Annotated in this window: 21 protein-coding genes; 7 read left to right on the top strand and 14 right to left on the bottom strand. The window is 40.5% G+C overall.

Translation table 11 applies throughout. The features are described from left to right. Positions 1-24: 24 nt before the first annotated feature. The 4 genes from ADS77_RS11110 to ADS77_RS11095 form a co-directional block, all read right to left on the bottom strand. Positions 25-753 carry a response regulator transcription factor gene (locus tag ADS77_RS11110; protein WP_054205267.1) on the bottom strand — a complete coding sequence of 243 codons (729 nt, stop codon included), beginning with the start codon at positions 751-753 and terminating at the stop codon, positions 25-27. Positions 754-824: 71 nt separating this feature from the next. Beyond that, on the bottom strand, positions 825-1,529 hold the full coding sequence (locus ADS77_RS11105; protein WP_054454447.1) for a spondin domain-containing protein: 705 nt from the start codon (positions 1,527-1,529) through the stop codon (positions 825-827). A 10-nt stretch (positions 1,530-1,539) separates the two neighbouring features. Then, entirely contained in the window at positions 1,540-2,241 is a 702-nt protein-coding gene (locus tag ADS77_RS11100; protein ID WP_054454446.1) for a spondin domain-containing protein, read from the bottom strand. 100 nt (positions 2,242-2,341) lie between these two features. After that, positions 2,342-2,872: a TlpA family protein disulfide reductase gene (locus ADS77_RS11095; protein WP_054454444.1), complete on the bottom strand. Its 531-nt coding sequence runs from the start codon at positions 2,870-2,872 to the stop codon at positions 2,342-2,344. Positions 2,873-2,961: 89 nt separating this feature from the next. On the opposite strand from ADS77_RS11095, the gene ADS77_RS11090 reads away from it, so the two are divergent. Both ADS77_RS11090 and ADS77_RS11085 read left to right on the top strand, forming a co-directional pair. Continuing rightward, complete coding sequence (locus ADS77_RS11090) at positions 2,962-3,333, top strand: DUF4870 domain-containing protein (RefSeq protein ID WP_054205263.1); 372 nt, start codon at positions 2,962-2,964, stop codon at positions 3,331-3,333. Positions 3,334-3,427: 94 nt separating this feature from the next. After that, entirely contained in the window at positions 3,428-3,862 is a 435-nt protein-coding gene (locus tag ADS77_RS11085) for a YqaA family protein (RefSeq protein ID WP_054454442.1), read from the top strand. Here ADS77_RS11085 and folX read toward each other — a convergent pair. The 6 genes from folX to ADS77_RS11055 form a co-directional block, all read right to left on the bottom strand. Next, entirely contained in the window at positions 3,859-4,218 is a 360-nt protein-coding gene (gene folX / locus ADS77_RS11080; RefSeq protein ID WP_054205261.1) for a dihydroneopterin triphosphate 2'-epimerase, read from the bottom strand. The genes ADS77_RS11085 and folX overlap by 4 nt on opposite strands. Before the next feature lie 4 nt (positions 4,219-4,222). Continuing rightward, a complete protein-coding gene (folE, locus tag ADS77_RS11075) occupies positions 4,223-4,777 on the bottom strand; it encodes a GTP cyclohydrolase I FolE (RefSeq protein WP_054205260.1) in 555 nt (184 codons plus the stop codon). 25 nt (positions 4,778-4,802) lie between these two features. After that, complete coding sequence (gene folM / locus ADS77_RS11070; protein WP_054205259.1) at positions 4,803-5,522, bottom strand: dihydromonapterin reductase; 720 nt, start codon at positions 5,520-5,522, stop codon at positions 4,803-4,805. Positions 5,523-5,762: 240 nt separating this feature from the next. Then, entirely contained in the window at positions 5,763-6,599 is an 837-nt protein-coding gene (gene nadE, locus ADS77_RS11065) for an ammonia-dependent NAD(+) synthetase (protein WP_054454440.1), read from the bottom strand. 61 nt (positions 6,600-6,660) lie between these two features. Further along, positions 6,661-7,290, bottom strand: a complete 630-nt coding sequence (locus ADS77_RS11060; RefSeq protein WP_054205257.1) for a YceH family protein — start codon at positions 7,288-7,290, stop codon at positions 6,661-6,663. Between the two features lie 189 nt (positions 7,291-7,479). Next, the gene (locus ADS77_RS11055) at positions 7,480-10,842 is read right to left on the bottom strand and encodes a response regulator (RefSeq protein WP_054205256.1); all 3,363 of its coding nucleotides are present in this window, start codon (positions 10,840-10,842) and stop codon (positions 7,480-7,482) included. Between the two features lie 224 nt (positions 10,843-11,066). Here ADS77_RS11055 and ADS77_RS11050 point away from each other — a divergent pair, with 224 nt between their 5' ends. Then, the gene (locus ADS77_RS11050) at positions 11,067-13,388 is read left to right on the top strand and encodes a penicillin acylase family protein (RefSeq protein ID WP_054205255.1); all 2,322 of its coding nucleotides are present in this window, start codon (positions 11,067-11,069) and stop codon (positions 13,386-13,388) included. Here the strand turns inward: ADS77_RS11050 and ADS77_RS11045 are convergent. Beyond that, complete coding sequence (locus ADS77_RS11045; RefSeq protein WP_235575766.1) at positions 13,370-14,452, bottom strand: GGDEF domain-containing protein; 1,083 nt, start codon at positions 14,450-14,452, stop codon at positions 13,370-13,372. The genes ADS77_RS11050 and ADS77_RS11045 overlap by 19 nt on opposite strands. Positions 14,453-14,571: 119 nt before the next feature. Here ADS77_RS11045 and ADS77_RS11040 point away from each other — a divergent pair, with 119 nt between their 5' ends. Genes ADS77_RS11040 through ADS77_RS11030 form a run of 3 tightly spaced genes read left to right on the top strand, consistent with a single transcriptional unit; the run spans position 14,572 to position 17,331 of the window. Continuing rightward, positions 14,572-15,420, top strand: coding sequence for an MBL fold metallo-hydrolase (locus ADS77_RS11040; RefSeq protein ID WP_054205253.1), 849 nt, complete (start codon positions 14,572-14,574; stop codon positions 15,418-15,420). A 57-nt stretch (positions 15,421-15,477) separates the two neighbouring features. Further along, positions 15,478-17,010 (top strand): carbon-nitrogen hydrolase family protein, encoded by a 1,533-nt coding sequence (locus ADS77_RS11035; protein WP_054205252.1) that lies wholly within the window; start codon positions 15,478-15,480, stop codon positions 17,008-17,010. A 3-nt stretch (positions 17,011-17,013) separates the two neighbouring features. Further along, entirely contained in the window at positions 17,014-17,331 is a 318-nt protein-coding gene (locus ADS77_RS11030) for a DMT family transporter (RefSeq protein WP_054205251.1), read from the top strand. A gap of 65 nt (positions 17,332-17,396) precedes the next feature. Here the strand turns inward: ADS77_RS11030 and ADS77_RS11025 are convergent, their stop codons facing one another. After that, positions 17,397-18,278, bottom strand: a complete 882-nt coding sequence (locus ADS77_RS11025; RefSeq protein WP_200909645.1) for a DMT family transporter — start codon at positions 18,276-18,278, stop codon at positions 17,397-17,399. Between the two features lie 292 nt (positions 18,279-18,570). On the opposite strand from ADS77_RS11025, the gene ADS77_RS11020 reads away from it, so the two are divergent. Next, entirely contained in the window at positions 18,571-18,954 is a 384-nt protein-coding gene (locus ADS77_RS11020) for an MAPEG family protein (RefSeq protein WP_054454434.1), read from the top strand. A gap of 127 nt (positions 18,955-19,081) precedes the next feature. On the opposite strand, the gene ADS77_RS11015 is transcribed toward ADS77_RS11020, so the two are convergent. Both ADS77_RS11015 and ADS77_RS11010 read right to left on the bottom strand, forming a co-directional pair. After that, positions 19,082-20,293, bottom strand: a complete 1,212-nt coding sequence (locus ADS77_RS11015; RefSeq protein WP_054454432.1) for a TonB family protein — start codon at positions 20,291-20,293, stop codon at positions 19,082-19,084. A 9-nt stretch (positions 20,294-20,302) separates the two neighbouring features. Continuing rightward, complete coding sequence (locus ADS77_RS11010) at positions 20,303-20,677, bottom strand: BlaI/MecI/CopY family transcriptional regulator (RefSeq protein ID WP_054205247.1); 375 nt, start codon at positions 20,675-20,677, stop codon at positions 20,303-20,305. Positions 20,678-20,700 lie beyond the last annotated feature (23 nt).

The following is a 20,700-nucleotide window of genomic DNA, read 5'->3' as shown; positions in this document are numbered from 1 at the left end:
TCAGTTAATCAGTTAATCAGTTAATCAGTTACTCAGTTGAGTCGGATTTAATTTATAGCCGACTCCCCAAACTGTTTCGATAAAAGGTGCTTGATGGTGTAGTTCAAGCTTAGCGCGTAATCGGTTAATATGAGAATTTACGGTATGCTCATAACCACTATGTTGATAACCCCATACTTTATCGAGTAATTGTTGGCGACTAAAAACATGGTTTGGGTGGCGAGCAAAGTAGGCGAGCAAATCAAATTCTGTGGCTGTGAGATTTAAAGCCCGCTCAGCGAGGTATACTTGGTGGCTAGAAAACTCAATATTCAACGATCCTAGCTGAATATTTTTTTCAGTCGCGATAGCTTCCTCAACACTAGGGTTTGCAGCAAGTATTTGGGCGCGGTGGCGTAATTGAGTTTTTATACGCGCTTGTAACTCACGTGCAAAAAAAGGCTTGCAGATATAATCATCAGCACCCATTTCAAGGCCAATGACTCGATCCATATCTGAGCTTAGCGCGGTGAGTAAAATAACCGACGTGGTGGGATAGTGCTCTTTAATTTTACGACACAAACTTAAGCCATCCATTTGTGGCAAATTAATATCGAGTAAAATTAAACCGTAAGGTTGTTTTGCTATTTTTTTTAGCGCTAACTCTGCGCTTTCTACATGTTCAATGTGTAAGTTAAGTGGTTCAAGCTGGGTAATAATTAATTGGCCGATAGCTCGATCGTCTTCAACGATTAATATTTTTTCATGGCGCATACAGTCATCCTAATGGAAAAAGCCCATCCATGAGCTCTAACTTCCCCCTAAACTGCTAGGCAGTTTAATGATTACTGTGTCCGTGTAATAACGATTTTAGCTAGCGGATTATCAAACTTGTGTTCGCTGTTTAAGGTGGAGCCAGACAGCCCGTCTTGTTGGCTTACAACACCTGGATGCATAGAAACAAGGTCTATATCGTCGCGTGCTTCATTAAACCCTTCACCCCCATCTGCAGGACCTGGAATTGAACCTTCTGCTTCTGAGTTTGCTTCAGTTCCTGCGTCATACGCGAATGTGAAGTGAGTTAATGCTTCGTCTACAGTTAATGCGGACACATCAATAGAGTTAAGACCGGTAAAACCATCATTTGTATTCACCATCATTGTCGCAAGTGATAATTTTAATTCTTCTAGGCTGCTGGTTGTGACTGTTAAGGTCGTTTGCGCGCCAGGGCCTACCGGTGCATCACCCGAGCTGGTAGCAATTGCAGAGGCAAAATTTAGTAACTCTGAATTATCACCCCCTTCAGCCATTAACTCTAATGCTGCTGATGAACTTTCACCTATTTGCCATAAGTTACCTTCATTGTGTGCGATGAGTGCAACAGGTGAGAACGGTTGCCCAGCGGTTAAGTTATTTACTTCTACACTAAATTGATAACTAACAGGTTCAGGAGTCGGCGGTGTAACGACTTCATTGTTATTTGAATCGCCACATGCAGCTAAACTCGCTCCAAGGGCAATAATAATTAAGCTTTTATTAAAACGTAACATAACAGCGCTCCTACTTAACCGTAACGGTGAGTTTCGCAACAGGGTTCAACCATCTATGCACTGTATTGCTTAAATCACTGGCACCAGCACTTAGATCGTCATCACCTAAATTACCTGCGTGAATATGTACATTCGTGTTGCTTTCGGTACTGGTTAAACCTGCCCCGCCAGTTCCTGCATTACCACCTGGAGCTGCTGGGATACCTGGTGTGCCCGGCGCGCCAGAACCCGCTACGACAAGTTCATCGTTTGCTTCAGTACCAGCATCATAACCATTTAAATAAACAGTGTAGGTACCTGCTTCTGTTGGGATTTTCCAGCTATCAAGACCAACAAAGCCATCATTGGTAGGCAGTAACATTGCAGTAACCGACAGGTAATCATTACCGTCGGTTGTCATAAGTGTAGTCATTGTTGATGTGGTCGGGGCTAATAACCCACCAGCTGGGTTAGCTGCCATATCACTGCCAGCGGCAGTTGCCTGTGCAACTAATGGATCAAGATTTCCGCCTTCAGCCATTGTTTGCAGTGCCGTTGATGCAGGCATTGCAACTTCAAATAAGTGCTCTTCGTTATTGTGTGCAGTAATTAAAATCGGCGTGAAGTGAATGCCTTGAGTAAGGTTAGTAAGTTTTAATTCAAGTTCTGCAGCCATAACTGATTGACTTGCTAGTACTGCAATTGCAGCGAGAGATAGGGTAGAAGCTTTCATTTTTAGTTCCTGTAATTGATGATTCGAGTACGAGTATCAAATACCGACATCATGAAAGCCTCACAAACTTATCACTTTTTTATCACAGTATAGTTAAACCTTACCAAACAACCTGTTGGAGGGTATTAGGATCTTCACCAATGAGTGTTTTTATTACTTTGTTATGCTCATCAAGTAAAATTAAGCGTGGGATCCCTTTATTTGCATATTGACTGTAAATGGCACGCTCAGGGTCGGCAATGAGTGAAAATTCAAGGTTATAATCTTGTGCAAATTGGGTAAGAGACTGTGTTGTTTCCTCTCGGCCTATGGCAATGATTTGTAGTTGAGTATCATTGATCAGTGGCGATGCTTGAATTTGCTTAATAACCCGCTGTGAGTCAGAGCACCATGTGGCAAATAAAATAACCAGCTTTTTATTATCACCTAGTTTCACTTCTTGATTATCAATATCAGTAAAGGTGTTTTGCTTAAAATGTTCACCTGCGTGGATGTAAGTTTGATAACCTTTGTCGTTAGTGGTTGCAGTGGCAGCTGGCATTTGCTCTGGTGTATGAGCATTATTACTACAGGCCGTTAAGGCAAAAGAGGTTAAACATAATGCAGCTATATGGCTTAATAGGGGTTTCATTTTAAGTTCCTTTTATTTATGTTGATTATAATCTAGACATTATGCCAGAAAACACTCAGGATAAAGGATAAATAAACAAGGAGATGATAATGGAAGATAATCAACAGGTTGAACCAGTTGTAACGACTAAAGATGAGCGTATGTGGGCGATGTTATGTCATTTGAGTGCGTTAACGGGGTTTATTGTGCCTATGGGTAGCATTATTGGCCCATTGATAGTGTGGTTAATAAAAAAAGATGAAATGCCACTTGTTGCTGAGCATGGTCGTAAATCATTAAACTTTCAAATTACGATGCTAATTGCTTATATTGTATGTTTTATTTTAATGTTCGCTGTAATTGGCGTTATCTTATTGCCTCTAGTGGCTATTTTTTCGTTCATTATGGTGGTTGTTGGCGCAATTAAAACCAATGATGGAAAAGAGTTTAATTATCCGCTGAGCTTAAATTTGATTAAGTAATTACATAGCTCACTCGTTATTTTAAGTTACTATTAGTCGTATTATAAAACCCAGCAAATTGCTGGGTTTTTATTTGCTTAATTTAAAGGTTGGCATGGCTTATATAACCCTATTTTTTACTGCGTTTTTTTCGGCAACTTTACTGCCCGGTTCATCGGAAGTGATACTAACGGCAATGGTTGCCAAAGGAGAGTATTTGCTTTGGTTATTATGGTTGTGCGCGACGCTTGGTAATGTATTAGGGAGTTGCGTAAATTATTGGTTAGGCACGCAAGTTATGCGTTTTAAGGAGCGTAAGTGGTTTCCTGTTTCGCAGGAAAATATTGATAAGGCTACAGCTCACTTTGAAAAATATGGTGTGTATAGCTTGTTGTTTGCATGGCTGCCCATTGTTGGCGATCCACTGACCGTTGTCGGGGGGATTTTTAAAGTACGCTGGTGGACATTTTTGTGGATTGTAAGTCTTGGCAAAGGCGCACGCTATCTAGTGGTGCTGGCCTTTGCCCTAGGTTTAGACACACTAATTTAGGCTTTAACCCAATCTAATGTCAGAGATACTGAGTCTGCAAAACGCAAAGCATGGGGTTTATCAACGCGTACTTTTGCGTAATTCACACTGCTGTGGCTATGACATACGGCTAATATCTCAGCAACGAGCTTTTCTAATAACAAAAAGTGCCCTTGCTCGACGATAGTGATTACTTCTTTTGTGATCACTTTATAATTTAGCGCTTGGTCGACTTCATCAGTTTCACAGGCTTCATCTGCAGGGTAGTGAATCTCAAGATTGATCACTACGTCTTGCTTCTTTTCACGTTCTTCTGGGTTAAAGCCAATAAACGTGCGTAATCGTAAATTGGTGACGTTAATAATCGCATTCGCCATGCTATTAGCCCTTTATTAGCTGTAAAAACTCATTGCGGGTTTTTGGATCGGCTCTAAAGTTACCCAGCATAACAGATGTTCGCATACTTGAGTTTTGCTTTTCAACACCGCGCATCATCATACACATGTGTTTTGCTTCAACAATAACACCAACACCCTTGGCGCCTGTTACTTCTTCAACGGCTTTGGCAATTTGGTGGGTAAGTTGTTCTTGAATTTGAAAACGACGTGCGTACATATCTACAATGCGCGCGAATTTAGACAAACCTAATACCTTACCGTTAGGAATGTAAGCAATATGACAACGCCCTACAAATGGCAGTAAATGATGCTCACACATAGAGTAAAGTTCAATATCTTGAATTAACACCATGTCATCCGCATCTGACGTAAATACGGCGTTATTAGTGATTTCATCTAATGTTTGACGATACCCTTTTGTTAAATACTCCATCGCTTTTGCTGCGCGTTTTGGTGTATCTAGTAAGCCTTCACGTTGTGGATCTTCGCCCACAGCACTAATAATTTCTTGGTAACTATTTTTTAATTCGTTATGCATAAATCTCTCAATCCTTTTAAATTATTTATTTTAAGTGTCGGCCACCATCAACAGGTAAGGAGCGCCCTGTGATGTAATGACTATTTAGTAATAATTCGACACTGTTAATTATTTCACCACAGCCTGGCTCAATACCCATTAGCGATTTTTTTAAGGTTTTAGCACGGTAATGTTCGTCGTCATCGTCATTAAAAATTATCAGCGATGGTGCAATGGCATTTACTTTTATATGTGGCGCATATTTAGCGGCAAATGATTTAGTTAAATTATGTAAAGCAGCTTTACTGGCAGCATAAGCTAAGTGTTTTGGACTGCCTGTTTCGACAACATAATCGGTTAGATGAATAATATCAGCGGGAGTATTATTTTTATTTTGATAAGCCAATAGTAGATCAGCACACTGCAAATTGATTAGGTATGGTGTTTTTGCATGAATGCGCATCATGTTATCAAAAAGTGCAGCGCTGTCAGGGTTGTTCGCTTCGCAGTCCCAGCTTGATGCATTATGAATGATCGCCTTTAAACTTGTTGTGTGGTGCTTCAATTCATTAATGAATGAGTAAATAGCATCATCCTGGCTAAAGTCAGCGTACAGGCATGTAGCGCCTTTACGCTCTAAATCATCAATAGACAAGTGACGAGTACGATAAGTGACGATGATGTCTTGTCCTGTCGCGAGCAAATGCTCTGCTAACGCCAAACCAATGCGTTGGCCTGCGCCTGTTATCAAAATGGGCGATGTCATAAAATTCAGTGTTCTCTGTTTAACGCTATATTTCAGTGCCATTAACTATAAACTAAATTACAGTAATATTTCACCTATAGCGTAAAGATGTATTTGATATACGTAAAAAATAATTACGGGGATCAGCCATTACACTTTAATCACTGGCAGTGAGTGTGTACAAAAGTAAAAACAGGGCAATTAATTCGTTTTCACTGCTATTAATTGCCCTTGAAGCCATGCTGGTTGAGTATTGATTGCTTAAAGCTCGTCGTAAACAGTTGGGATCGCTTGACGTTTATGTTGAGTACGCAGATAAATGGCGATGAGCTTTTCGTTTACGTCGTCACTTACATTTTTGCCTTCTAAAAAATCATCAATTTGTTCGTAGCTTAAACCTAACGCTTCTTCATCAGTAAGGCCTGGTCGATCACATTCTAAATCGGCTGTAGGTGCTTTATTTACGAGTAAGTCAGGCGCTCCTAATTGATGCGCTAACGCACGAACCTGACGTTTTGATAAGCCAAATAAAGGCGCTAAGTCACATGCACCATCACCAAACTTAGTGTAAAAACCGGTAATGTTTTCTGCGCTGTGGTCAGTGCCCACAACCAAGCCTTGACACAGTCCAGCAATTTCATATTGGGCAACCATGCGTTGGCGAGCTTTTACATTGCCTTTTATAAAGTCAATTTGTGCTTGCTCAGGCAGTGCTTCACCACAGCCAACAACAGCCTCAATCGCTTGGTCATGCATACCATCAGCGGCAGGTTTTATATTCACAGTCATGCGTTTACTTGGCTGAATGAACTCAACTGCAAGTTGTGCCTCATCTTCATCCGCTTGCACGCCATAGGGTAAGCGTACGGCAATAAATTGGTAGCGGTCTGTTTGTTGCTCGTTGTTCAATTCATCGACAGCAAGTTGACATAAACGCCCGCATGTTGAGGAATCCACACCGCCGCTAATACCCAACACTAGAGAGCGAGAGTGGGCGGCTATTAAGCGACTTTTAATGAAGTTAACACGACGAGTAATTTCGGTTGCTACGTTAATATTTGGCTGAACTTTCATTTCTGCCATGATCTGGGCGCGCATGCAGGGCTCCTAATTAAATATGCTGGTTGTCACTATTATAATGTAATTCAAAAGGGGGGATTTAAAGCCCCAAATGCAGTTTTATTTTTTGCAGTTCGCTTTTTAGCTCGTTTATTTCAGTAAGTAAATCATTCAGGTCATCACCTTTTAGTTCTGGTGAAATAGCTGCACTTGGTTGAATTTCAAGTGCACTTTGTTGATCGGCAAACAAATGACTGTAGCGGCTTTCTCGCTTACCCGGCTCGCGAGGGTGTTTAACAACATGCTCTGCGCCAATTAACTCATTAAGTGCAGCTTCAACCTCATTTACATTAGTAAACTCAGCTAAGCGGTTACTACGCGTTCGTAGTTCACCCGGTGTTTGTGGGCCTCGTAAAAGCAGTAAACAAATAATTGCACGTTGTTGTTCAGTCAGTTGCAGGCTACCAAATTCGGTATTGCAAAAACGGTGAGCGTATTTATTTACTCGCCCAGAAATACCCTCATCGGTTGTTACCAAGCGTTGTGTAGTAAGTTCATCAAGTGCATCTTGCACCTGTGCTTCACTTAGAGCGAGTACGGGGTCGCGATTCGATTTTTGATTACAGGCATTGGTCAATCCATTAAGTGAAAGTGGATAATGTTCGGGTGTTGTACTTTGTTTTTCAAGCAAACAACCAATGACTCGTTGTTGAATTGCGCTAAGTAGCATAATAAATGTTCTCTTTTTGTTACTTAACCTAAACTGGGGTTAAGATATTTATTAACACATTGATTTAATTATTTACTATCCTTTAAGCAGGCCTATTGCAAGTGAGTTCAACGCAGTTAGCGTTTAAAATAGCCGCAGGAGATAGCTTTATTATCCTGAATTAAAATTACTGACTCTGAGCTTACACGTTTATTGTTTGCCAAGCCATTGCTGTAGTTTGGGGTTAAGTGCGCCTGCATCGAGTGGTTTAGTTAAATAATCGTCCATTCCTGCTGTTAGGCACTTTTCTCTATCGCCTTGCATTGCATTTGCTGTTAAGGCAATGATCGTTATGTTTTTATAAAGCTCGCCGGCGTCCCCATTACGAATCGCTTGCGTCGCTTGGTAGCCATCCATTTCTGGCATCTGGCAATCCATTAATATCAATTGGTAGGGTTGTTTGACTCGCTCTTTTAACTGGTTAATAGCTTGCAAACCATTTTCAGCAATATCGAAATTAACACCCGCTTGTTTGAGTAGTGCAGAAGCGACTACTTGGTTGACTTTATTATCTTCAACAAGCAATAAGGTGGAAATATTTTCAGTGCCTTGGTTGGTTAGTTTAATATCAGTGATTGGCGAGCTATTACTAAGCTGTTGCTCAATAAACTTCTCATTTGCTAAAGAGTCAAATAAATCTGAAGGAGTCAGGGGTTTGAAAATCATGCAATCTACATTGATTTCTAGTTTGGCATCTTCTTGAGATAAGCTCATAGGCGCCATTAAGATAAGCTTGATTTTATGTTTGCTAATGTATGCTTTTAAGCGTTGGATATCATGATTATTTACTTGTTTAAAGTAATAATAGTCGAGCAAGATGGCGTCTGGATTTTTATGCTCCTCATTTATTATTTCAACCACTTGTGAATAATCATTAATGATTTCTGCTTCAGCTCCCCATGTCGTTAACTGTTTTTTTGCAATCGTGCTATTTAATGGGCAGTTTTCAATAATTAATATATGTTTATTTTTAATGATATGGCTTGGCAAGTCACTGGCTTTACTGAGCAATGGTTTTACTTTGATGGAGAATGTGAAAGTGCTTCCTTGTCCATGCACGCTGGTAACATTAATTTCTCCATCCATTAATTGGCATAGCTGCTTTACAATAGCTAAACCAAGGCCCGTACCACCATATTGGCGTGTAGTTGAGGTGTCAGCTTGAGTAAATGAATCAAATAAAGTGGCTTGTTTATTTAGTTTAATCCCAATTCCAGTATCAATAATAGAACAATGTAGGAAAGTTCCATCGGTGGTGTCTTTTAAGTCAGCAATCACAATAATTTCACCATCGGTGGTAAATTTTACTGCGTTGCCTAATAGATTATTAATAATTTGGCGTAATCTATTTGGATCACTAACGATCTTATTAACGTTTATTCGAGTGGCGTCTAAAATTAATTTAGTATTGTTTTGCTCTACCTTCAAGGCAAAAGATTCGACTACTTCACCGAGTAATTTAGGTAAATTAAAAGCCACTTCTTCTATATCTAATTTGCCTGCTTCAATTTTAGAAAAATCCAAAATGTCATTAATTATATTCAGCAGCGATTGTGCTGATGATTGTGCTAATTCAATATGATGCGCTTGTTGTTGATCAAGCACAGTTTGTTGCACAATATTAAGCATGCCTAATACACCATTCATTGGTGTGCGTATTTCATGACTCATACTGGCTAAAAACTCGCTTTTAGCAGCAACGGCTTGTTCAGCGGCCTCTTTAGCGGTTACTAATTTTTGCTCTGTTTCAATGCGTTGCTCACTAGAGTGTAAGCTGCCAATTAAAGCGGCAACTGCAATTAAAAAGCTTTCTTCGTTTCGTGACCACACGCGAGGATGTTGGCATTGTTCGGCGCACACAATGCCAATAGTCCCACTTCCGCCGGAAAGGCTGGCGATGAGCATTGATTGAATACCTAAAGGCGTTAAATAACTTTGACTCAGTGGGGCTGTAAGCTTATGACTTTTGGCATTTGAGGCATCGACGACTGCTTGTTTGTTTACCGCAATGAAAAAATCATGGAGCTCAGTGCTTTCCCATACTTGCAGCATCGAATGTTCATGTACATTTTTACCATGATAAGCAAAAGGAATTAGTTGGGTTTTAGATTCATTAAAAAGCCATATACTTGCGCGCTCAACAGTGAGCCCTTGGCAAATAGCCTGCGTGATAATATCTTTAGACTGTTTTAAATAGCCGGTTAAAACAGCATTATTAACGGTCAAAGATGCAAGAACTTCATTATGAAGTGCAATTTTACTGTTTTCTAGCTCAACAATTTTACGAGTATTAATATCTTGCAAGGATCCAAAAATACGCACACAACGCCCGTTACGAAACTCCGGTTCACCGTGAACTAACACCCAAATCGATTCACTTTCAGAGTTCATCACCTGGAGTTCAACCTCATAACTCTCGGCAAACTTAATTGCGCGCTCAATGAGTTTTTTTATCGTGTCTCTACTTTCACCTTGTTTAAAGTAATTAAGGTTTGTGGGCCAATCTGGTTGCTTATCCAACGGGTATTTAAAAATCTCTTTGGTCATATCAGACCAATAAACTTTTTGATTTTCAAGGCTAAATGACCATGCGCCGATTTTTGCAATATTACTCATGGTGATCAGCATTTTTTCACTTTGCTGCTGGCGGTTTAGCATTTTTAAGAAGAACATAAATGCCCATATTAACAATCCGCAAATGATTAATATGGCGAGCCTTAATGGCCAGATGGCTGAACCTGGAGGGGCCCAGCCTGCTTTAGGGGTGACATAAATTTCCCATTCCCCCCCTTGAAAGTTTAAATTAAATGCTAGCGGGTCGCGGGCCAATATTTCTGCTGACCCCCGAAAAAAAGCACCTTTAGTTCCTAACCCATTGCGGCCTTGTATGGCCACGTCATAATTTTTTTCAAGCTCATAAATGCCTGAATTTTTATAAATTTTTTCAATGTCTAGTACAACAGAAAGCAATCCCCAGAACAGTTGTTCTGGTGGGGTAAAAACAGGAACTCGGGCGATCAGTGCTTCACCGCCTTGTACTAAAGTCAGCGGCCCTGCCATCACTATTTGATTAGTGTCGCGAGCGCGAAGGGCATCTGCGCGTTGGTATTTATTTTTACGAAAATCTAAGCCAATGGCTTTTTCGTTACCTTTTAATGGGTAGGTCATGCGGATCACCATATCTGGCGCTCCACCTATATTGCGTAGTTCTGATGAGGTATCAAATAATGGTGCAGCAATTTGTGCAAAACGCTGCTGATCTAAATTGGGCTCCGCCGCTACAGCAACAGCTAAGCCTCGTACTAATTGGATATTAGAAACAAGCTTTGATTCTAGGCGCGTGCGATAGGTGCTAATTTCGGATAGGATAAGCAAGCGATGCGCATCTTTAGCGCGGCTATAACTTATTTGATCTAACACTAGGCTCGTAAGCACTATAAAAGTAAGTGACAACCAAAATGCCAGCTTAAACTTATATATTTGTTTGTGATCTTGTGTTTGTGACAACGGCATTAGTGATTAAGCTTTTTATGGTTAGACTGTTCAACTATAGTCAATTTATCACGGAAAGAAAAATAGTGTGGAAAAATTACACTATATGTTTTTATTCAGCTTTTTGGCTTGTTAGCTCATTTAAAGTCCTTCGTTTTGATTTGTTTCATTTTTCAATAAATGAACATTATTTTTTCATAAAAGTATGCTTAGAATAGGGCAACTCATTTGTAAGGATTACGTTCATGCTAAAAATTATTAAGTGGTTGGGACTAACAGTACTGATTTTAGGGCTTGCTGCTACCGGTATCATTTATGGTGCTCTGTCATTAAGCTTACCAACTCTTGATGGTAACGGACACAGCCATGAAGTCGGTAACAAAGTGACAATTTCCCGAGATGAATTAGGGCAAGCGGTGATTAATGCTAATAGCCGAAATGATGCTGCCTATGGTTTAGGTTTTGCGCATGGGCAGGATCGGTTTTTTCAAATGGATTTATTGCGCCGAAACGCAGCAGGAGAATTGAGTGAGCTATTTGGTGAGGCAGCTTTAGAGTTGGATAAAAAAATGCGTTTTCATCAATTGCGTAAACGTAGTGTCTCGATTGTTAAGCAGTTGCCAGCGGCTGATCAGCTATTGCTAAAAAGCTATGCTGCGGGTGTCAATGAAGGGTTAGCGCAAATAGGGTTTGCTAGTTTTGAATATATATTAACTGGCGCGGCTCAAAAACCGTGGCGCAGTGAAGATAGTTTACTGGTGATTTTTAGTATGTATTTGGATTTGCAAACGGCAACATTCGAACGAGATAAAGCGTTAATACAAATAGAGCAATTATATGGCGCAGAAATGGTGGCCTTTTTAACGCAGCCAAGTAAATTCCAAGCAGCACTAGATGGCAGTCTCCTTAGTCAATACATAGATGACATACCGCAGCTGCGAAAGCAAGATCCTGCAATACCAGATGCTTATGCATGGCAATCAATTGCAGTTAATCAAGAGCGTGGTAGTAATAACTGGGCGGTCACAGGGCAATTAACACAAACGGGTGCGGGTATGCTTTCTGACGATATGCATTTATCGATGGCGGTTCCTGTTATTTGGTATCGAGCTCAACTTAATTATGTAGTGTCGGGGCAAGCGACTCAAGTAACGGGGGTTTCTTTACCCGGCGCGCCGGCTATCGTGGTGGGAACTAATAATAAAATCGCCTGGGGTTTCACGAACGGTTACCTTGATACGGCTGATTGGGTTGCGCTTGATGCAGAGAGTAAAACTTGGCAAGTGACAGAGCAAATTAGGTTGCCTGATGGTACAACACAGCCCTATGAGCTTACGCTCAGTAATTATGGACCAGTGCGTGAAATTAGCGGTAAACGTTACGCATTAAGTTGGGTTGCACATCAATCTTATGCGGTTGATATGGATTTACTAAAACTCGAGCAGGCAGTTACGGTTGACGATGCGCTGACAATTGCAAGTGATGTGGGTATACCCGTACAAAACCTAATGGTGGTCGATAGTCAGGGGAATGCCGCATGGAAAAATATGGGGGCAATTCCTGGGCGTATTCAACCTAGTGAGCTCGCTGTGCAGGAAAGTGATTATTCAGCGCAGTGGCAGGATAATGAATTAATTAGGCCGGACGTTAAAAACCCTGAAAATGGTCGTTTATGGACGGGTAATTCTCGCGTTGTGTCAGCGCAAGATAATAAGCGTTTTGGTAATGGTGGTTATGCGCTTGGCGCACGTTCTAGTCAAATACGTGACCGGCTTAACGAAAAACAGCAGTTTACTGAAGCTGACTTTAATCAATTACAACATGATAATGAGGCGCGCTTTTTAAAGCCATGGCATACCTTGTTGCTTAGGCAGCTTAATCAAAATAGTCTTGAGAATAAGCGCTATATTAGCGCAGTTGAAAACTGGCAAGCGTGCGCATGTGCAGAGTCTATAGGGTACACTTTAGTAAGGCGCTATCGTGATGAAGTAATTAACATTGCCTTTAGTGCAATGCAGGCAAAGCTAAAAACCGAGGGTGGATCGCTGCGTTATATTAAGCGTGATTTAGAGCCTGCAATTTGGCAATTAATTGAGCAGCAGCCAAGCAGTTGGCTCAATCCTCAATTTAAAAGTTGGGATGCTCAATTAGTCGGTGCGTTTATTAAAACGATTGAAAATTTAACGCTGGAATTTGGCAGTGATATTCAAAATTGGCAATGGGGTAAGGTGAATGAATTAGTCATTGAACATCCGTTTTCAAAGCAGATCCCTCAATTAAGTAATTTATTAAATATGCCTAAAGCGGCAGGGTTTGGTGATAGTTTTATGCCAGCAGTGCAAGGGCCAAACTTTGGTGCTTCACAGCGATTTATAGCTCAACCAGGCCACCTAGATAAAGCAGTAATGGCTATTCCTGGAGGGCAATCTGGGCATCCGTTATCACCTTTTTATCGAGCGGGTTTCATGGGCTATATTGCAGCGGAACTCACGCCATTATTACCGCAAAAGCTGAACCATCAAATTGTAATAACACCTGTAAGTCTAAATTATACACCTATCATGTAGTCTTGTTCTGGTGTGGCGATGGTGGTCATATTTCTGCCATCGTTTTTACTTTTATAAAGTGCAGCATCGGCTTGTTGTAATGTTTTTTCTAATGATGCCAAAGGACGCCATTCTATTAAACCAAAACTCATAGTAATGGTTAGATTTGGTTTAATAGATAAAAGTGATAGCGCTTGTATGTGATTGCGTAATGCTTCAATACGTACAAAAGCATCCGCTTCATTAGTATTAGCGAGGACGATCAAGAACTCTTCGCCACCCCAGCGTACAATAATATCGGTTGAATTTAATTGGTTTGTTAGTGCGCTTGCAATAATCGTTAAGATAGCATCACCTTTATCATGCCCATAGGTGTCGTTGATCTGTTTAAACATATCTATATCAGCCATAACTACACAAATTTGGTTGTCGACCATGATGCTTTTTTGACGAGTTTCTATAATTAACTGTTTAGCAAAACGCCGGTTATATAATTTAGTAAGGTGATCTTTTGCTGCCATTTCAGTTAATTCAATACGCTGGGAAATCGAGATTTCTCTGATCAAGCTAAATGCATAAATCATGGGAAGCCCGGCGATAATAATATTAATAATATTAATGTAAGGTAAAAGTGATACATACGCATAGTTGTAAGTGACATCAGCAAAGAAAAAATACAATCCAGCAAAGGTAATTATTAATGTCATACTGTAAATAACAGCCTGCTTCAATTTAAGCTGATAATCAACTAACAGCATTGACGAAATGGTCCATAGATAAAATTGAAAACCGAGCTCTAATCCTAATGTTGCACATGCCAAAATCGAGTGTAATACCACTTCTATGCAAAATATTCGCAAGGCTAATGCATGCAACCTCTGGCTTATTAAAAAGATCCCAGAGCCCCAAGCAAGGACACTAAAAATATTGACAATTGCTAAAGTCAGAGCACCAATTTGCGCAAAAAATAATATCAGTAATACGTGGGTTGCTAAGGCAAAGTACGCCACTTTTTTGATAATTTGAAATTTCACTTGCTCAACGTCATCAAGACTTGCATGTAGGGGTTGTTCTGATGTTGTCAAAAGGGCTCCTAAATGTGAGTGAGTCATTTTAAAAGTATAGGAGATAAAAAATTAATTTGAGCGAAAATAATGAGCATAACGTTCTATATTTATCCTACATATAAAATAAGAGAACAATAATGAAAAAATTAATTCCGGTATTCATTACGTCAGCACTTTTAAGTTTAAGTTGTCATGCTGAACAAAGCGTTGTTAAAACACAAAAAATCAGTGAGCATGTGTATGTATTATTTGGCCAAGGTGGCAATATTGCTGCAAGTGTTGGTGACGATGGCATTTATATTGTTGATGACCAGTTTGCAACGTTATCTGAGCAGATCAAGCAATCGTTAACTGAATTAAAACCCGGCAGTGCTCAGTTTGTCATAAATACACACCATCACGGCGATCACACTGGGGGTAATGAAAACTTTGCGAAAGCGGGGGCTCATGTCATCGCACATAATAATGTACATAAGCGATTAACTGAAAAGCATGGTGTGGGCTCTGACTACTTACCGCGCATCAGTTTTAATGATGATTTAACGTTGCATTTCAATAACGAGCACGCCAAGCTCAAGCATTACCCTCATGCGCATACCGATGGCGATGCCGTTGTTTTTTTCGAATCAGAAAATATTGTGCACATGGGTGATATCTTCTTTAATACAGGTGGTTTACCATTTGTAGATGTAGACAGTGGTGGTAGTGTTGACGGCATATTAAATGCGGTTGACGATGTTTTACTAAGCATTAACGATAACACGCACATTATTCCTGGTCATGGGCCGCTAAGCAAGCGTTCAGAGCTGGTGGTATATCGTGACTTGGTTGCTAGAGCAAAAGCAATTATGCTCAATGCGATGAAAGATAATGCCAGTTTAGAACATGTACTAAAAGCGGATCCTCTTGCCCAGTTGAATATTGAATTTGCAGGGTGGTTACCAAAAGAGCGCGTTACTACACTGTTTTATCGAAGCTTAAAATAATAAATTTGGCCACTGCGGTGGCCACAAACTAATGTCCTACGCCTAAAGGAGTTGTGTATGCCGGCAGAAAAGACCCATCTAGAGATTTGTAACTTAACAAAAGAACAATATCCACAAATTAAAACATTGATGGACCAAGCCTATCCTGATTTAGGCGGGGCATGGCCTAGCCATACTATTTTTAGGTTGATAGACCAATTCCCAGAAGGTCAATTAGGTATGGTTGATGATGGTGTATTAGTAGGGATTGCGCTCAGTGTGCAAGTTGACTACACACGTTTTTCAAATCCACATACCTACGAAGATATTGTTGACGGTCATGATCGGGTATTTAGTGACCCCGATGGCGATGCGTTGTATGGGCTTGATGTTGTTATTTCATCAACTCACCGAGGTATGCGCTTAGGCCGCAGACTCTATGATGCACGTAAAGAATTGTGCCGTCAGTATAACTTACGAGCCATTTTAGCGGGCGGGCGTATTCCTCGTTATTACAATCACAGCGATGAAATGACACCAACAGAATATATCGCCAAGGTGGATCATAAGGAACTGTATGATCCTATATTGAGCTTTCAATTATCGAACGACTTTCAGGTTAAAAGATTGCTTAAAAAGTACCTGCCTGAAGATCAAAACTCGGTTGGTTATGCCACGTTGCTTGAGTGGAACAACATTATGTTTGAACCAACTGACACTGTACTCGAATCGACCAAATCGATAGTGCGAGTTGGTGCTGTGCAATGGCAAATGCGTAGTGTTGCATCGGTTGAGGAAATGCTCACGCAAGTTGAGTATTTTGTAGACACAGTATCTGATTACAAAAGTGACTTTATTTTATTCCCTGAATTTTTTAATGCTCCATTAATGGGGCTCAGCGAACAAAGAAATCAAACCGAAGCAATTCGTTATTTAGCTGAATACACAGAGACTTTTCGTGATGCGATGTCGCGAATGGCGATTGAATATAACGCCAATATAATTACCGGTTCAATGCCGCTTGCCGAAGGCGATAAAATTTATAATGTCAGCTATTTATGTCACCGTAGCGGTAAAATTGATGAGCAACGTAAAATTCATATTACCCCGCATGAGCAAAATGATTGGGTGATCCAAGGTGGCGATAAAATAGCGGTGTTTGAAACTGATGCAGGGCGTGTGGGTATTCAAATTTGTTACGATGTAGAGTTCCCTGAATTGTCGCGCATTTTAGCAAAGCAAGGGCTCGACATTCTGTTTGTACCATTTTGGACAGACACTAAAAACAGTTATTTACGTGTTCGCCATTGTGCACAGGCTCGCGCCATTGAAAACGAATGCTATGTAGTCATTGCAGGCTCTGTCGGCAATTTACCAGAAGTAGAAAGCCTAGATGTGCAATATTCGCAATCAGCCGTACTGACTCCGTCGGATTTTTCATTCCCACACGATGCGACGCTCAACGAGGCCACTCCCAATACTGAAATGCTGTTATTCAGTGATTTAGATATGGATAAGTTAAAGGTACTCCACAGCGAAGGCACCGTCCGTAACTTAAAAGATCGTCGTGAAGACTTATACGACGTTATTTTGAAAAAGAGAGATAGCTAAAAAATGGCATGGGTGTATTTAATTATCGCAGGCCTGCTTGAAATTGGTTGGCCTGTTGGATTGAAAATGTCACAAGAGGGTGAAAATCGTTGGTTGGGTATAGGTGTTGCCGTGGCGTTTATGGTTGCCAGTGGCTTTATGTTATGGCTGGCACAGCGTGATATTTCAATGGGGACATCCTACGCTGTATGGACTGGTATTGGCGCGGCCGGGACATTTATAGTGGGGATCCTTTTTTATAATGATGCCGCTACATTTGGCCGTATAGCCGGTGTATTAATGATTATCAGCGGTGTAATTACCTTAAAAATAAGTCATTAAGTGGAATAACTAAAAAATAAAAAGCGGCTACTTGGTGAGCCGCTTTTTATTTAAGTGGAAGTTATTTAATTGGTGGGCAACATTACCAATATCGCGGCAATAGCGATTAATACAAGCCCCGCGGTATCTTGGCGTTTTAAAGGCTGTTTGAGCCATAACACCGAGATCAACATGGTAAAGAAAACCTCTACCTGCCCCAGCGTTTTAACGTAGGGGACATGTTGTAAACTCATGGCACTAAACCAGCCAATTGATCCTATACAGCTAAAGAAGCTCACTAAGCTGACCATTCTTTTATAGCGCCACATTTGCTTTAATGTGTGCGGCTCTTTAATAGCTAAATACACAAATAACATAATACTTTGTAGGCTGATCACAAACAGTAAAACCCATGCTGCAGAGTGAGGAAATAATAGGCCCGAGTTTAAGCTTGCTTCACGCACCCACAACGAAGTAAGCGCAAAGCACGTGCCACAGGCAAGCCCAAGCAAGGCGGTGGTTAAATTAAACTGTTTAACTTTAGTAATACCGCTGAGTATCAATACAGCGATAGCGCCTAAAAACACCCCTAACCAACCGAGTAAACTCAGTGCAGAACCAAAAAACAGTACGCCTAGAATTGCGGCAACCAGCGCTTCACTTTTTGCAAGCCCAGCACCCACAGCATAATTGTTCATTTTAAATAGCTTAACCATTAAACCAGTAGCAATAATTTGCATCACACTTGCACCTACAATAAAGGCCCAAAAGGTATTATTAAATGAGGGCATAGCAGTCGGCTGGTATTGATAAAGTGAATAAAGATAAATCGCGGCAATAGGGCTGGCAACAATAAAGCGCGCTAATGTTACACCCGCTACACTCATATCATTACTTAATTTGCTTTGCAGTGCATTACGCCACGCTTGCATAAAGGCGGCTAAAAAAGTGAAAAATATCCAGATCATGATCGTTACAAAAAAATAGCAGTGAGAGGTAAGTTAACAGGCAGCGAAGTTTAAAGCGAGGGAGGATTACCGCTTATGAATATTCATCAACTGCGACAATATGCCACAGTTTCAAATACCTCACGCTGCGCTATAGTTATTGTGATGTTATTGCTAGCCGCGATTGCTTATATAAGCAATCGCGGCTTTTTTATTACTCGAATTGTGCCTTAAGTTATAACGAGTTGAGTTTAGCTGTGCTAAGTTAATTAAAATTTTAACTAACTTGAATTCAGGTTAACGAGGAATAACAATGACGACATTACTTATTTGCGCACTACTTGCTGTACTGATGCCTTACTTTGCTAAGGCTCCGGTGGCGTTCGCGATGAACAAACTCGATGGCTACGATAATAAACATCCGCGCGACCAGCAAACTAAGCTAACAGGGTTTGGCGCAAGAGCTTTAGCTGCACATCAAAACTGTTTTGAAGCTTTGGCGGTATTCGCAGTGGCTTTGGCGGTGGTGTTAGGGACAAACAGTGTTCATCAGGTAACCGAATTGCTCGCTATTACCCATATTATTGCACGTGTATTATATTGTGTTTTTTATTACTTAAATTTAGATGTATTACGTTCATTGGTGTGGTTTGTGGGCTTAGGTTCTGCCGTGGCAATGATTGCGGTCAGTATGTAATACGTTGATTAAAAAGCTGAGGTTACTTGGGCGTGTTGACCTTTCGTGATTGATTTTGCTGCAGTATAAACGCCAAAGCAAGCGGCTTAAACAAGGCGCTTGCTTTGGGGTCTTTGGGTACAAATGCTTACTTGGAAGCAACCGTAATTTTTTCTATTAAATCTTTTGATTTATAATCATCATTTATTGCAAAGTCTAACTGTACGAGCAAATCTTTAAAGCCTGAATCCGACGGCTTATATTCCCATTGTTTTAGCGCTTTTTTAGCTTCCTTATTGAATACACCGTCAGGGCTAGCACTGACAACCGATACATTAAGTGTTTTTCCTGTTGGGCTAATATCGTATTTTAATACTACTGAGCCACTTATACTTTGTTCGGCAGCTTGAGTAGGGTATTTTGGTTCAATACGGATAATTGGCGTGATTTTATCCACTTTTTTCATCCCATCAGGTTGTTTTGCAATAGCAAAGCTACTTAGCATTCCCGCAGCAAAAATCAGGAGTGCGCCTTTGGCAATAATTGAGCTACTACCAGTGTGTTTGATTTGATTGAGTCGTTGTAACATCGTGTTTTTATCTCCATAGTGTGAATATGCCATTAAGCCGGTGCGGGTATTTGCAGCACAGTTTACTAGCGCTTTACTGTATAAAATCCGTTGTTGGGTGGTTTTATTTTTGAGTACCTTTTCATCGCATGAAAGCTCTTGTAAACGCCTAAAGCTGATGTAGCCAAGCCATGCTAATGGGTTAAACCAAAACACCAAGGTGGTTGTTAATAGCAACATGTTGAATAAATTGTCGGCGCGTTTTATATGTACTTTTTCATGTTCTATGATCAGTGCTAATGACGCACTATCGACTTTTTGCATATAATCGGTTGGCATCACTAATTGAGTACGAAATAGGCCAATCACCATGGGGGTACTGACGACCTCACTTTGTAGTAACTGTATATTAGGATTGCTGATAGTCAGTTGTTCATCATTAAGCTTGGTTAGTCTTAATTGCTTGATAAAGCGCTGATGCGTCACAATCATAGCAATAAGCAATAGCCCAAGCACTACGTTATACAATAGTGCCCAGCTAATACTGAAATGAGTGTTCAGTGCTTGATTTGGGGTGATCAGCATCGTGCTTATAATCGAGTTTTGTAATGGCTTTAAATGCGCGGGTAAATTAACGAGCAGCAGTGCAACGGGTAGTAATAACCATAACTTATACACAAAATTTGCACTGAGCCACTTAAGCGAATAGCGCTCTAAAATGAGTAAACTGAATATGATTACACTGATTAATAATTGCTGTTCAATAAGCCAGTTAAAGGTAATTTCTAACATAGTAATCCCTTACTTTTGCTGTTTTTCCCACTCATCAATCACTTTTTTTAGCTCATTGATGTCTTGTTGAGAAAGTTGCTCGGATTTAGCAAAGCCGCTTACCAAAGGTGCAATACGGCCACTAAAAAAGCGTTCGATAAAGTTTTGGCTTTCTTTTAGTGTGTATTCAGCACGCTCCATACAAGGCGTGTAAATGTATTGGCGACCGTCTTTTTCAAAGCTCAGAGCGCCTTTTTTTACTAAGCGTCCGAGTAAAGTTTTAATGGTTTTTTCGTGCCATTGTTTTTCGTCACTTAAGCGTTCGATAATTTGGCTTGCTGTCGCAGGGTAGTTAACCCACAGGGCATCAAGCACTTCAAATTCTGCTTTAGATAACTCAATCATTAATATATTGCCTACAAGTGTAA

The organism is Pseudoalteromonas porphyrae (genome assembly GCF_001298125.1).
Classification (GTDB): Bacteria; Pseudomonadota; Gammaproteobacteria; order Enterobacterales; family Alteromonadaceae; genus Pseudoalteromonas; species Pseudoalteromonas neustonica.
The sequence above is the reverse complement of the archived record's forward strand: the minus strand, read 5'-3'. Positions and strand labels throughout refer to the sequence as shown.